This window comes from Negadavirga shengliensis, assembly GCF_042652345.1.
Lineage (GTDB): Bacteria > Bacteroidota > Bacteroidia > Cytophagales > Cyclobacteriaceae > Negadavirga > Negadavirga shengliensis.
The window spans coordinates 31,874-45,459 of the sequence record NZ_JBHSJJ010000008.1 but is presented as its reverse complement, the minus strand read 5'-3'; the positions used below and the strand labels follow the sequence as shown (position 1 = coordinate 45,459).

Annotated in this window: 13 protein-coding genes; 6 read left to right on the top strand and 7 right to left on the bottom strand. The window is 41.4% G+C overall.

Annotated features, from left to right (window positions below):
- Window positions 1-128 precede the first annotated feature (128 nt).
- Genes ACFPFU_RS14690 through ACFPFU_RS14680 form a run of 3 tightly spaced genes read right to left on the bottom strand, consistent with a single transcriptional unit; the run spans window position 129 to window position 1,230 of the window.
- The gene (locus tag ACFPFU_RS14690; RefSeq protein WP_377065529.1) at window positions 129-491 is read right to left on the bottom strand and encodes a DUF983 domain-containing protein; all 363 of its coding nucleotides are present in this window, start codon (window positions 489-491) and stop codon (window positions 129-131) included.
- Window positions 492-511: 20 nt separating this feature from the next.
- Entirely contained in the window at window positions 512-715 is a 204-nt protein-coding gene (locus tag ACFPFU_RS14685) for a hypothetical protein (RefSeq protein WP_377065528.1), read from the bottom strand.
- 32 nt (window positions 716-747) lie between these two features.
- Window positions 748-1,230 (bottom strand): DUF4920 domain-containing protein, encoded by a 483-nt coding sequence (locus ACFPFU_RS14680; protein ID WP_377065527.1) that lies wholly within the window; start codon window positions 1,228-1,230, stop codon window positions 748-750.
- A gap of 163 nt (window positions 1,231-1,393) precedes the next feature.
- On the opposite strand from ACFPFU_RS14680, the gene serA reads away from it, so the two are divergent.
- From serA to ACFPFU_RS14650, 6 genes are all read left to right on the top strand, one after another.
- Window positions 1,394-3,286 carry a phosphoglycerate dehydrogenase gene (serA, locus tag ACFPFU_RS14675; protein WP_377065526.1) on the top strand — a complete coding sequence of 631 codons (1,893 nt, stop codon included), beginning with the start codon at window positions 1,394-1,396 and terminating at the stop codon, window positions 3,284-3,286.
- A 527-nt stretch (window positions 3,287-3,813) separates the two neighbouring features.
- On the top strand, window positions 3,814-4,737 hold the full coding sequence (locus tag ACFPFU_RS14670; RefSeq protein WP_377065525.1) for a universal stress protein: 924 nt from the start codon (window positions 3,814-3,816) through the stop codon (window positions 4,735-4,737).
- Between the two features lie 153 nt (window positions 4,738-4,890).
- Entirely contained in the window at window positions 4,891-5,754 is an 864-nt protein-coding gene (locus ACFPFU_RS14665; RefSeq protein ID WP_377065524.1) for a DUF4412 domain-containing protein, read from the top strand.
- Window positions 5,755-5,803: 49 nt separating this feature from the next.
- Window positions 5,804-6,319, top strand: coding sequence for a dihydrofolate reductase (locus ACFPFU_RS14660; RefSeq protein WP_377065523.1), 516 nt, complete (start codon window positions 5,804-5,806; stop codon window positions 6,317-6,319).
- Window positions 6,297-7,556 (top strand): competence/damage-inducible protein A, encoded by a 1,260-nt coding sequence (locus tag ACFPFU_RS14655; RefSeq protein ID WP_377065522.1) that lies wholly within the window; start codon window positions 6,297-6,299, stop codon window positions 7,554-7,556. The genes ACFPFU_RS14660 and ACFPFU_RS14655 overlap by 23 nt, the downstream gene beginning before the upstream one ends.
- Window positions 7,557-7,638: 82 nt before the next feature.
- Complete coding sequence (locus ACFPFU_RS14650) at window positions 7,639-8,943, top strand: dihydrolipoamide acetyltransferase family protein (RefSeq protein ID WP_377065521.1); 1,305 nt, start codon at window positions 7,639-7,641, stop codon at window positions 8,941-8,943.
- A gap of 69 nt (window positions 8,944-9,012) precedes the next feature.
- On the opposite strand, the gene ACFPFU_RS14645 is transcribed toward ACFPFU_RS14650, so the two are convergent.
- From ACFPFU_RS14645 to ACFPFU_RS14630, 4 genes are read right to left on the bottom strand one after another with little or no spacing between them, the layout of a single operon-like run.
- Window positions 9,013-11,898 carry a response regulator gene (locus ACFPFU_RS14645; protein WP_377065520.1) on the bottom strand — a complete coding sequence of 962 codons (2,886 nt, stop codon included), beginning with the start codon at window positions 11,896-11,898 and terminating at the stop codon, window positions 9,013-9,015.
- On the bottom strand, window positions 11,891-12,892 hold the full coding sequence (locus tag ACFPFU_RS14640; RefSeq protein ID WP_377065519.1) for a cache domain-containing protein: 1,002 nt from the start codon (window positions 12,890-12,892) through the stop codon (window positions 11,891-11,893). Before ACFPFU_RS14640 ends, ACFPFU_RS14645 begins: the two co-directional genes overlap by 8 nt.
- 26 nt (window positions 12,893-12,918) lie before the next feature.
- Window positions 12,919-13,158: a hypothetical protein gene (locus ACFPFU_RS14635; protein WP_377065518.1), complete on the bottom strand. Its 240-nt coding sequence runs from the start codon at window positions 13,156-13,158 to the stop codon at window positions 12,919-12,921.
- Window positions 13,155-13,571 carry an OsmC family protein gene (locus ACFPFU_RS14630; protein WP_377065517.1) on the bottom strand — a complete coding sequence of 139 codons (417 nt, stop codon included), beginning with the start codon at window positions 13,569-13,571 and terminating at the stop codon, window positions 13,155-13,157. The genes ACFPFU_RS14635 and ACFPFU_RS14630 overlap by 4 nt, the downstream gene beginning before the upstream one ends.
- Window positions 13,572-13,586: the final 15 nt, after the last annotated feature.

Sequence of the window (13,586 nt, the reverse complement as noted above, 5' to 3'; positions counted from 1 at the left end):
TAGTTTTTTTGTCTTCCGTTCAAATCTTTTTTAAGGATTGCTGATGACAACCGGGGGTAGAGCGTTTAAAACAAATCCAAGCAATGTTCACAGCTATTCACCAGAATATAAAAAATCACTGGGGTGCCTTATTTTACATTTCCTACCATATAGAGGTAAATTACCTTGGAATACCGTAACATAAAGGGCAAAAATAATATGTTCAAAACGACTACCGCAACTATGTAGACCATAATATCGGGATCATTAAAGAAGGTATTCAGAACCACCATCACTGTAATGAAAAGCGCCACGGAAAGTGCATAACTGATATACATGGCACCATAATAAAAATCAGGTTCTGGATTGAGGTTGGCTTCACAATGGGGACAGGTAAAATGTACTTGTGTGAGTTTTCTAAAACTATAAACCGGCACCGGGAACATATCCCCTATTCTACATTTGGGACATTTGGCGGCGACCATGGCCCTGGTCAGACTTGTTTGCTCCATATTTTTTGCATTTGTTGCCCTCAACGGACTTCTTCGAGGTCATAGTCTTTTCCCAATCCCCATCGCAGAAGTTCTTCCAAATCGTACAGTTCGAGGGTTTCCAGATCTTTAACCCTGAAATTCTCTGAGCCGATGCGCTCCAATACCTGCAAATACCGGATTTCTCCAAAGTTTGTCAGCCGGTAAACCCTGCCTACGCGTATGTTGTCAATTGCAAGCGGCATCTATCCTCTTTAATGTTTTTCAATAATCCACTTTACTCTTTTATCATGACTCCCTCTGCCACAAAAGTAGTGCTTTCTTCATCCTCCACAATAGCGTCAATCTCTTCTTGTGTTTTTCCCGCGTCTTCTGCATAATGCCTGAGGGTATGCACATCGGTTAATGAGTAGTCGGCCTTGCCCGATATGATCACCTCATTGCCCTGGGAATCCTTTGGCACAAAAAAACCATAGTCTTTAAAAGTCACACGCATGTGTTTTCCGTCAGGTAATTTCAAAGTCATCCAGCATCCTTTTTGAACACATACTTCTATGATTTCTCCCCTTACCTTTCCCTCAAAACTTCCGTTTTGGTGCAGCTGCGCATACATTTCCTCAACGGTGACTGCTCCTGCAGCTTGAATAGCCTCTCCATAGCGGGAATAAACCTCTTTATTTTGATCTGACCTGTCGGATTCTTTACTACAGGCGTTTAAAAGGAGTAGTGTGATGGCGACCGTAATAAGGTATCTTTTCATGGTTGTGTAAGGATTCTGGCTTCAACAAATTCATGCCTTACAAATTTATAAAGCATTATTGAATTTTCACCAACAAGAAGATTCAAAGTAATTTTAAGGCTAAGGCTTCAAATTGATTGATAATCTATTAATTTTGCAACTCATAAAAAAACAGCTCCAAAAAATGACCGTCACAAAGAAATTCGTAATTGATTTTGACAGTACCTTTACACAAGTAGAAGCATTGGACATATTGGGAGAAATCAGCTTGAATGATGATCCTGAAAAAGAAAGAAAACTTCAAGCTATAAAGGACATTACGGACCAGGGCATGGAGGGAACCCTGACTTTCAGGGAAAGCCTGGTCAAAAGAGTGGAAATCCTCAATGCCAACAAGTCCCAGATAGCTGAATTGGTGACCGTTTTAAAAGAGAAGGTTTCCAACTCCTTTCAGAGAAACAAGGAGTTTCTCAGGGAAAATGCCGAAGACATCTACATTATATCAAACGGGTTTAAGGATTTCGTCGTGCCTATCGTCACTGCATATGGCATTAAAGAGGAAAATGTATTTGCCAATGAACTCAAATATGGTGAAGACGGCAAAATTATCGGGTTCAATGAGAATAATCCGCTTTCCAAAAACAACGGAAAACCTGAAACCATCAAAAATTTAAAATTGGAGGGGGATATCTATGTCATAGGAGACGGATATACCGATTATGAAATAAAAGCCTCCGGTGTCGCCAATAAATTCTATGCTTTTACCGAAAATATAAACCGTCCTACTGTATCTTCCAAGGCAGATCACATCGCACCGAGTCTGGATGAAATCCTATACATAAATAAGATGAACAAAAAATTTTCTTACCCCAAAAGCAGGATAAATGTATTGCTCCTTGAAAATGTACATCCCATAGGGGTGGAGCTGATGAGGGAGGAAGGATATAACGTGGAGGTGATCAGTTCTGCACTTTCTGAGGAAGAGCTGGCCGAAAAAATCAAAACAGTATCGGTGCTGGGGATCAGGTCTAAAACCCAAGTCACCAAAAAGGTGCTGGAAAACGCCAATAGACTCATTGCAGTCGGTGCATTTTGTATTGGCACCAATCAGATTGACCTTGATACCTGCCAGGAAAAAGGGATAGCCGTGTTCAACGCCCCTTTCAGCAACACCCGGTCCGTGGTGGAATTGGCAATTGGGGAAATCATTTTCCTGATGCGCAACATCGCAGACAAAAGCAAGCTGATGCATCAGGGAAAATGGAACAAATCAGCAAGCGGGAGTGTCGAGATCAGGGGAAAAAAACTGGGGATTATCGGTTATGGAAATATCGGGGCACAATTATCCGTTTTGGCAGAAAATATGGGCTTGGATGTCTATTATTATGATGTATTGGAAAAACTGGCATTGGGGAATGCCACTAAAATAGATTCTCTGGAGGAACTGCTGAACACCTGCGACGTGATTACCCTGCATGTGGATGGCAGAAAAGAAAACAAGCTTTTGATAGACAAGAAGAGGCTTAAGATGATGAAAAAGGGCTCTTACCTGATCAACCTCAGCAGAGGGCATGTGGTGGATGTTCCCGCCCTGAGAGATGCATTATCCAGTGGGCATCTTGCCGGCGCTGCCATTGATGTTTTCCCCAGTGAACCAAAAAACAACGACGAACCGTTTGAGTCTGAACTGATCGGTTTACCCAACACCATCCTTACGCCCCATATCGGCGGCAGTACGCTGGAGGCCCAGGAAAACATCGCACGGTTTGTTCCTGGCAAGATCATAGAATACATCAATACAGGAAACACTTATAACAGCGTCAATTTTCCGAACATCCAGCTTCCCTTTTTGCAGGATGCGCACAGGCTGATCCATATCCATATGAATGAACCGGGCATTATGGCAAAAATCAACCAGATATTGGCGGAGCACAAAATCAATATTGTTGGGCAATACCTTAAGACCAATGAAAAAATCGGATATGTCATTACGGATATCGACAAGGCTTACTCCAACAAAGTAATAGAGGACCTGAAAAGCATTGAAGGCACCATCCGGTTCAGGATGCTTTATTAGCATTCGGAAAAAACCATTCGTTAAAACCAAAAGGACTCCTTCGGGTAAACACTGTTTCCCTTAAGGAGTCCTTTTAAAATGAGCCCGGATCTTGGAGTGTTACAAACCTCCGATATGACAGGATTTGAGCTGCTTTAGTATCGCAACCTTCCACTGTTAACCTGGTTTTTTTGGAACCGAGGTCCTTCAATGAAGGATGAGGCCTGGTTTTGAAATAAAGCTTCACTCGGCATTTTAATCAACTTGTGAAGTTTGAACATGTCGCTGATCCGAACTCTATGCAAATATACAATAGATTGTGAGAATCCTCAAATCCACCGGGTTTACCTGCCGGGCATGCGATACACATGGAAAGAACATTTGCAGCCCTCCTCTATTATTAGACTTTACATTTGGTCTGATTAAAAAAACAACAAATAACTTATATTTGTAATCAATTTATTCATTATATTAAATTTTCCGAATGGCTTGAAAGTGATTCCGGAAACCCTAAAGCTTTTTAATCAGGAACTAATTATAAATCGAGAATGTATCAAACCAAAAAGATCATTGTTTGCCTGGATCAAACGGAAATGGACAAAACGTTGGTGCAATTTGCCGCCTTTATCGCCAGCATCAACCAGTCAAAAAAAATCTACTTTACCAATGTCATCCGTAATCTCTCCATACCAAAAGATGTGCTGAAAGAGTTCCCTAATCTAATTGACAACATGATGGAGGAACGGAAAAACCAGATGAAAAAAACGGTGGAGGAACATTTTGACAAGTCCTTGTCCACCAATATGTCTTTTGTGGTAAAGGAAGGCCAGTTATCAAAAAAAATCCTGAAACTTGCTAACGATAAATCCGCAGACATCATTCTGGTCGGCCGGAAGATCACCCTTCCAGGCACCGGAGTACTCTCCCAGCGGCTAGCCAGGCGTGCGTCCTGCTCTCTCCTTATTGTTCCGGAGAACAGTTCTCCAAAAGCCAAAAAATTATTGGTCCCCAGTGATTTTTCGGACTACGCAAAGGATGCCATAGAAGAGGCCATTGAAATCGCTGAAAAAAACGGCCGAAAAGGAGAAATCATCTGTCAAAATGTCTTTACCGTACCGTCCGGATACCATTTTACCGGTAAATCCTTTGAGGAATTTTCCTCCATCATGCAAACCCATGCCGAGGTCAACTATAAAAAGTTCATTCGAAAAATAGATACTAAAGGAATAAACATCAATCCGATATATACCATGGACAAAGATGATGATCCAACAGATGACATCATCCAAAAGGCATTGGATATCAAAGCAGATATGATCATTATCGGTGTAAAAGGACGGACCGCGGCCACGGCTCTTTTTATAGGGAGCCTTGCCGAACGCCTTATCCAACGAAACGACAAAGTACCCATGCTTGTCACCCGTCCCAAAGGAAAAAATGCAGGAATCATTGAATACATCCTAGAAATATAATTGTTTTTACATACGTAAAAACATCTTTTAGGGTATTAAATTTAAATTTCATAACTTAAGCCAAGATTTAAAATATAGGGCAATATGAAAACTTTATCTGTTTTTCTTTTAGTTTCATTGTTTTTTTGTAATTCGGAAGTTGAGGCACAACTTATGAGAAGGTTAAAAAACGCCGCTGAACAAGGGGTTTCCAGGGCGGTGGAAAAAAGGGTGGAAAGAGAGGTAGAAAAGGCCACCCAAAGGCAGTTGGAAAAAGCTTTTGGAAATCTATATGGAGATCCGGCAGGGAGTCCAAAAGGAACAGGGTATGATTTCAGTAAGATTTTAGCGTCCGTTAATACGGACGTGGATACCGAAAGCGCCTATGATTTCTCAGGGCTGGCCATTATGGAGATCACCGGAACAGAAGCCAATGGCAAAACCATCGACCCTGTACACATCCATTACTTACTCAGTTCCAACAGCAATCACTACGGCATGGAATTTATAGATAAAGAAAATTCCAAAAACCAGGAAAGAACCATCATGATCTTTGATCATAAAAACAACGCGACCATTATGTTATTGGAAAGCGAGGGAGAGAGGTCCAGTCTGGCCTTTTCATTAGACTGGAACAACCTTATGGAAATGGAAAATACCGAGGAAACGGAACAGGAGGTCATTGGCCTAAACGACTACAAATTTGAAAAAACAGGCAATACCAAAAATATATTAGGGTACACCTGTGATGAATACCATGTTTCAGGAGATGAGTTTGAAGGATCTTATTGGGTAAGCCAAAGCGTTATCGAAGGATTGGAATCCTTCTGGGGGAAAAACAGCCCCTTGGTTACCCAAAAAATAAGAAACAATAACCAGCTATATTTTAACGATCTGCCGGAAGGCAACATGCTGGAAATGCATTTTGTAAGCAAGGAGGATCAGAGCAGTTCTCATTTTACATTCACCGAAATTGATAAAAACAAAAGCCATACATTTTCAATGGAAGACTATCCTAATGTGATGCATGCGAGATAATTTTTATATTGCCGGGGATTTCTTTTCTATCATTTAAAAATTGTAGTAATTGAAAATATCGATCATTGTAGCGAAGGCAAAAAACAATGCTATCGGCTTAGACGGCAGACTTCCCTGGCATTTGCCATCAGACCTGAAGCATTTTAAAAAAACCACTTCCGGACATCACGTAATCCTGGGGCGGAAGACATTTGAGTCCTTGGGAAAGCCCTTGCCGGGAAGGACCCATATCATTGTTACAAAAAACAAGAATTTCACTCCTCCCCCGGGACAGTATGTAGCACATAGCATCGAGGACGCCATCAACATCGCAAAATCCAAAGAACTGGACCGGATATTTATCCTCGGAGGGGCTGAAATATACAAACTGGCTTTGCCTCTGGCTGATGAAATGATCATTACTGAAATTGAAACCCTACCTGAAGCAGATACTTTTTTTCCTGAGTTTGATAGGGAGAAATGGCAGATTAAGTCCCGGGAGCACGTCCCAAAGGATGACCAAAACAAGTTCGACCATGCTTTTGTGACCTATATCAGAAAAAATGCAAAGAAACATCACAGCTGAAATATTATCCATTGGAGATGAGCTGCTCTACGGACAAATCCAGGATACCAACAGCCACTGGATCAGTCAGCAGTTGGATGGTATTGGAGTAAAGGTCATCAGGCGCACCACCGTGGGTGATGAGAGGAAGTCCATTTTGGCAGCTTTTGCTGCTTCAGCGTCAGTAGCAGACATCATCCTGATGACAGGAGGGCTGGGCCCTACCAGGGATGACTTAACCAAGCCGCTGCTTGCGGAATACTTTCAAAGTGATTTGGTCTTGGTACCAGAAGCCCTGGAGGCCATCCAGGGTTTCTTTAACAAAAGAGGGCGGGAATTAACATCAACAAACAGACAGCAGGCTTATCTGCCCGAAAAATGCACGTATGTACACAACCCGGTAGGCACAGCACCGGGAATGTGGTTCGAAAAAGACGGAAAGGTGTGGATGTCCATGCCAGGTGTCCCCCATGAGATGAGGTATCTTATGGAAAACTTTGTCATCCCAAAAATAAAAGATATTTTCCCCTTACCGATCATTTATCATAAAATGATCAAGACAGTGGGCATTGGAGAAAGCTGGTTATCGGATATGATCAGCGACTGGGAATCCTCTCTGCCTTCCCATATAAAACTGGCCTACCTGCCTTCTTTGGGTGAGGTAAGGCTACGGCTTACAGCTACCGGAAACGATCAAGGCACCTTGGCGAATGACGTCGAAAAACAAGTTGAAAAGTTATTGCCTTTGATCTCTAAATATGTGTATGGCTACAACCAAGATACCCTTGCTACGGTAATAGGGCAACTTCTCAATCAAAGAAAAAAGAAGCTGGCCCTGGCTGAAAGCTGCTCAGGTGGGTATATAGCCCACCTTATTACCGGTGTTGCGGGATCCAGCGATTATTTTAACGGTGCCATAGTTCCCTACCACAACACCTTTAAAGAAAACGTATTGGGTGTCCGGCAACATACATTGATTAATCATGGAGCAGTAAGCGAAGAAACCGTTATAGAAATGGCGACGAAGGTCAGGGAAAAATTCCAGGCCGATTTCGGGCTGTCCAGCAGTGGAATCGCCGGACCAGGGGGTGGCACCGCCGATAAACCTGTGGGACTGGTATGGATAGCTTGCAGCAGTACGGACGGTTGTTTTACCAGGAAACTACAGCTCACCGAAGACAGGATGGTCAATATCCAACTAACGGCAACCGCTGCATTAAATTTATTGAGACAGACGATCTTAAAGGAAACTGAATAAAATTTTGACAGATTCCTTTTGCAAACTAAATTCTAAAATTTAGTTTTATGTCAGAGGATAAAACAGAAGTAAACAATTGGTTATGGCGACAGTTGAAATGGTTATGCCCAAAATGGGGGAAAGTATAATGGAGGGAACCATTCTCTCCTGGCTTAAAAAAGAAGGGGACAAAATAGAACAGGATGAATCTGTTTTGGAAGTGGCCACAGACAAAGTGGATACAGAAGTGCCTGCCATACACTCTGGGATCCTAAAAAAAATCCTTGCTGATGAAGGTGAGGTTGTTGAAGTGGGCAAACCCATCGCCCTTATCGAAGTGGAAAAGGAAATTTCCACCCGTATGGAATACCACGATACCCCTCCCACATCAGAAGAAACAGCGGAGGAAACAGACGTACTGCAAGCAGCACCCGAACACACATCACTTCTGGTTTCCTCCCAACCAACTTCTTATACTGACGCCCCGGTAAAAGATGAACGTTTCTATTCTCCGCTGGTGTTGAGTATCGCAAAAGAAGAAAGTATTGCCAAGGAGGAACTCTCTAAAATCCCCGGAAGCGGCAAAGAAGGACGTGTGACGAAGAACGATATCCTTGCCTATCTTGAACATAAAAAATCCATCAACTCCTCTGAAGAGACCCTGGGTACAGGCCTTGCTGCTCAAATACAAATCAGTGGAGAAGATGAAATCATCGAAATGGACAGGATGAGGAAGATGATAGCCCAGCGAATGCTGGACTCAAAAAATATTTCCGCACATGTCACCTCCTTCGTTGAAGCCGACGTCACCAATATTGTGGTTTGGAGAAACAAGATCAAGGATGAATACCTGAAAAAAGAAGGGGAGGCCATCACCTTTACCCCTGTTTTTGTGCAAGCAATCGCCAAAGCCCTTAAAGATTACCCCATGATCAATATCTCCGTGGAAGGAGACAAAATCATCAAGAAAAAGCAGATAAACATAGGTATCGCAGTAGCCCTTCCAAACGGCAACCTCATTGTACCGGTAATCAAGAATGCGGATCAGTACAGTCTCTCCGGCTTATCCAAAAAAGTCAATGACCTCGCCTTAAGGGCTAGGAACCTGAAACTAAATCCTGATGAACTGAAGGGAGGCACCTATACCCTATCCAATGTAGGTCCTTTTGGGAATATAATGGGGACACCCATTATTGTCCAGCCTCAAGTGGCCATTTTGGCTGTTGGAACCATCGTCAAAAAACCCGCGGTAATCGAAACACCAACGGGAGATATGATTGGCATCAGACATAAAATGTTTTTATCCCACTCATATGATCACAGAGTAGTGGACGGAGCTTTAGGGGGAATGTTTGTAAAAAAAGTTGCCGATTACCTTGAAGCTTTTAGCCTGGACACAAAAATATGAATACATAAATACATAAGCATGGGATTGAACCTGGAAAAATACAATTAACAGAAGAACAGTTCGTTCAGTTTACCTCCCTGCCAACTCGTGCGAACAGATTCTGATTTTTTCAACAATTTCATTTATTTTCACCGGCTTGGTGAGGTAACCGTTCATACCTATACTCAATGCCTTCTCAATATCCTCTTTAAACACACTGGCAGAAAGACCAATGATAGTGACGGATTTGCCATTTTTAAGATTACGGATATATTTTGTAGCATCCATACCGTTCATGCCTGGCATCTGGTTATCCATAAAAATCAGATCATAAGTATTTTCCTCCACCATCTTCACCGCTTCAAGACCATTTATTGCCACATCAACCGTGTATCCCATTTGTCCCAGCAACATTACCATAAACTTGAGGTTGATCTCATTGTCCTCGGCCAATAATATTTTAAGTGGATATTCCTCGGCCATCTTTTCAAGTTCCACGCTGTCATCTTTAATCTCCTCAGGCAATTTTTTTTCCGGCTTTTCTTCGCAGGTTCTGCCTATAATGGTAAAAGAAAATACCGACCCGATCCCCAGTTCACTCTCTATCTGCAAAACCCCACCCATTAATTCTATCAACTTGTTGGCAATGGCCAATCCTAAACCTGTCCCCTTATAATCCACATTGCTTGTGGATCCAACCTGAGTAAAAGGTTTCGTGAGTTGATTAAGCTTATCCCTTGCTATTCCCATACCATTGTCCTGCACTGAACAGTTAAGGATAACGTTCTCTATAAAGACTGATTCACACTTTACAGACACTTGTACGGTACCTCCTTTTCTGGAAAATTTCACTGCATTGCCTATAATGTTAAAAAATATCTGGCTAAGCTTTTCTTTATCCAGTTCTATGTATTTCGGAACGTCGGGATCAACATCCAAATTGATACTGATGTTTTTGTCGATGGCCATTCCGGAGAAAATATTAATGATCCGCTCTATTTCGGACTTGATGCTGAGGCGGGAAAAATCCAGTTCCATTTTACCAGCTTCTATTTTGGAGTAATCCAATATGTCATTCACAATATTAAGCAGTGATTCACCGGAGTCGAACACAATCGAGAGCAAATTTCTTTGCTCTGTGGTTAATTCGGTTTTATCCAATAAACCTACGATCCCCAAAAGGCCATTCAAAGGTGTTCTGATTTCGTGACTCATGTTTGCCAGAAAATTGGATTTCTCCTTGTTCGCGTTTTCCGCCGCTTCCTTGGCTTCACGCAATCCCCGTTCCCATAATTTCTGTCCGGTAATGTCTCTTGCCACTGACATTATTCTGGTTTCATCCAGCTTAAAAAACCTTACCTCAAAATACCTTCTTCCTATGCCCAAGAGCAAATCCAGCTCCTCCGTCTGCATCTTCCCGCTTTTCAACGCCCTTTGAAAGGCTTTCATTGTCTTTTCGCCACCTTCCGGCCCTATAATATCCTTAATGTTTTTGCCAAGGGATTTATGGGGCGGCTCTACCAACAAATCTTCATTTTGGAGATAATAATCCAAAAATTCTCCTTGATTGTTATAGATATAGATGATATCAGGCAAGCTTTTCAGCACTGACCTCAGACGGTTCTCGCTTCGTATAAGCTCCTGATCCGCCAGGTACTTGTCATTGATGTCCGTACATATCCCTACTCCCCCCTTAAATGCCCCCTCTTCATCATAGAATAGTTTTTCAAACAGCCTGACTCTGATTTTTTGTCCATCTTGTCTGACTACGTTGGTCTCGTAGTAATAATAATCCTTTTTTTTGCGCACTACATCATCAACCGCCTTTTGAAACGCCTCATAATCGTCTACCATAAAATCCTCAGAAGGCATATTCTCATACATTTTTACCGAGTATCCCAATACATCCTCCACGTTTTCGCTGACCTGATACAATTTCCAGTTTTTGTCCCGATAGTATATAAACCCTTTGGACTGTTGTAACAACATGGTTTGCTGTCTAAGCAATTGGTCGAGGTCCCTGGATTTCTTTTCCAGCAAACGATTGTTCTCACTCGTGATCTTGAAATATTTCGAAAGAAACAATATCACCAGAAACAGCAAACCAAAAAGTGCAGCAAACAGGTAAAAGTAATTGCCATATATCCCGGAGATGATGGTTGCCCTTTTTTGAAAAAACACAAACGCAAGATTCTTGTCCAGGTATGCGAGCGAAAAAGGATACTGAACCAAAATTGCATTAGAGGCCTGTTCATCTCCGATTTTCACCGGCCCTTCATATTCCCCTCGCAATCCGCCTTCTATTTCTCTCTCTATTTGCTCAAAAAGGCCCTTATCCAAACTTACCTCTGACTGCTTTTGGTAATAAGAAATATTTGTCAGCTCCCCATTTTCATACAACAGTTTGTAATTATCGGGTCCCAAATAATAATTGCTCAAGTGTTCCCAGAAAAAGCTATGTAAATCCATCATAATGAGCATCTTGACTTTTCCCCCGTTGGAAGTAACATGCAAACATTCCCCACAGGATATGTCAGAAAGGTTCCTTGGTACTATTTTACTTACAAAATAATTTGTCGGGGAGACATGATAATAGGCAGTTTGGTTACCTGTTTCAATGAATACCGTATCCAGCAGGGACAGGTAATTATTAAGCAATCTTCGTATTCTTGCTTCGTCTATCAATCCGTTTTGATGGTCCGAAATTTGGGCGCTTTTGTCCTCCAGGTTATTTGCGAAGAAAATAAGATCATCATAAAGATTACTATAGTTCCGTTGCACTTCATTGGCCGCCAGTTCCACCTGCTTGTTCAAAAAAAGCTTTCGGTATTCAATGAGGTTTTTAGATAAAGAATTGTAAAACAATACCGCCAAAAAAAATGTAAAAATAATGGAGGCCATACTTAAGCCTATTAACCACCAAAACCTCTCAGTCCTGTTTTTAATGTTTCTCCGTTTGCTTAGAAAATCAGTCATGGATGTCCAGTAAATACCAGTCCAACATATTCATTTGCCGGCAATAGACCTCGTGACGTTTTCCCGTCATTTCAAATTCCCAAAAATTCTCCTTTTCCAGCAAAAACTTAGAGGCCATCCGCCGTACTTCCTTGCTTTTGCTTTTGAAAAGATTGAAATCTTCCTTTCTGAAATTGTCAGATATGATGGTTTGTATATAAGTATGGTTTTTTAAAGGAGGCATGCTTAAAGCCTCTATAGCACCGACATTTCCTGCTACAATGGTACCCTGACTGTCTATTATAAGCATCTTTTTATCATATCGGTCCAAGAAAATACTCATAAAATCAGTAAGGGTTATGTCCATTCCCAACACACCGCGCAACTCCTCGTTATGGTACACGGGATGGATCAAAGACAATATCCATCCTCTTCCTACCGGATCAATATAAACTTCTTCAACCCACACGCTTTTCTTTGATGGATTGCGTACCTCATCTGCAAGATAGTAAAAATTGAATCCCGTTACGTCAACTTTTAAGTCCAACGTATTCAGCAAATCATAGGGCGGATACAATCTTGAAAACTGATTTGCAGAATTATAATACACTTGCGAAACCATGGGGTATTTGTTGATGATTTCCTTAAATTCGGTATCCATCAATTCCGTGATATATACCTCATTAATGGATTTCTCCAGATCGGTAGACGCAAATGAAACGAAAACAGTGCTTTCATCATTGTCCGGATTGGGATTATAAAAAAAACCACTGTCATTCATGATGTATTTGGCGGGGTCAACCAAAGGGACAAGACTGTCTGATTTTTCAAACAAATCGGCCGAGTAGCCCGAAAGCGCCTCGATTTCCCTTTCCAAAGGCAACAGTTCAGATTCAATGTTGCGGATGATAGAATCCAAAAAATAAAAATGGGTTACAGGCCCCTCCTTTCTTTCTGATTGACAAGCCGAAGAAACCAATAACCAACAAATTACTATTAAAAAAAAACATTTCATCTTCGAATATTTAAATTCAAGTAAAGTTAAATATTTTCCAGACTATTTCTTAATGTTTTTTGCATTTCATGAAATCTTTTCTTAACGCTTTCGAAAAATTCGCCTTCAAATAAAGAATCCAAGTCTTTTTCCGCAGCAATCTCCGTTTCATCTACTTTAAAAGTCTGTTCCACCCCACCCTGTTCAAACTTGATAATGTATTTGTTGTTCCAGGAAAACAGACTTATTCTAATATCATTCCGGACAGTTTCTTTTATCACTCTCATGCGGATCTCACTACCATTGTAGAATAGGTGATTTCGGATTTCAGTGAAGAAGCCACGGAACAATATTTTTCGACCGCCAGCTTTACCACTTTATCGAATTCCTCCAGACTGGCGTCAGGAGAAGTCAAGACAAATTTGAGGTGAATGCTTTTATAATAAGCCGGAATCCCCTCATTCCTGATTCCTTCCGCTTCTATTTTAAAATCTTCAATCTTTCTTCTCTTTTTTTTCATCATCAAAACCGCATCCACTGCTGAGCAACCGGCCAGCCCGGAAAGCAACAATTCCATGGGGGATTGGTGCATTTTCTCAGGACCGTTATACATATCGATATTCACTGTATTTCCTGTTGCATTGACTGATTCATATTCATAATCAGCCTTCATTCTGAGGGTAATATTTTTTTTTGACATTTCGCTTTTTAAAAT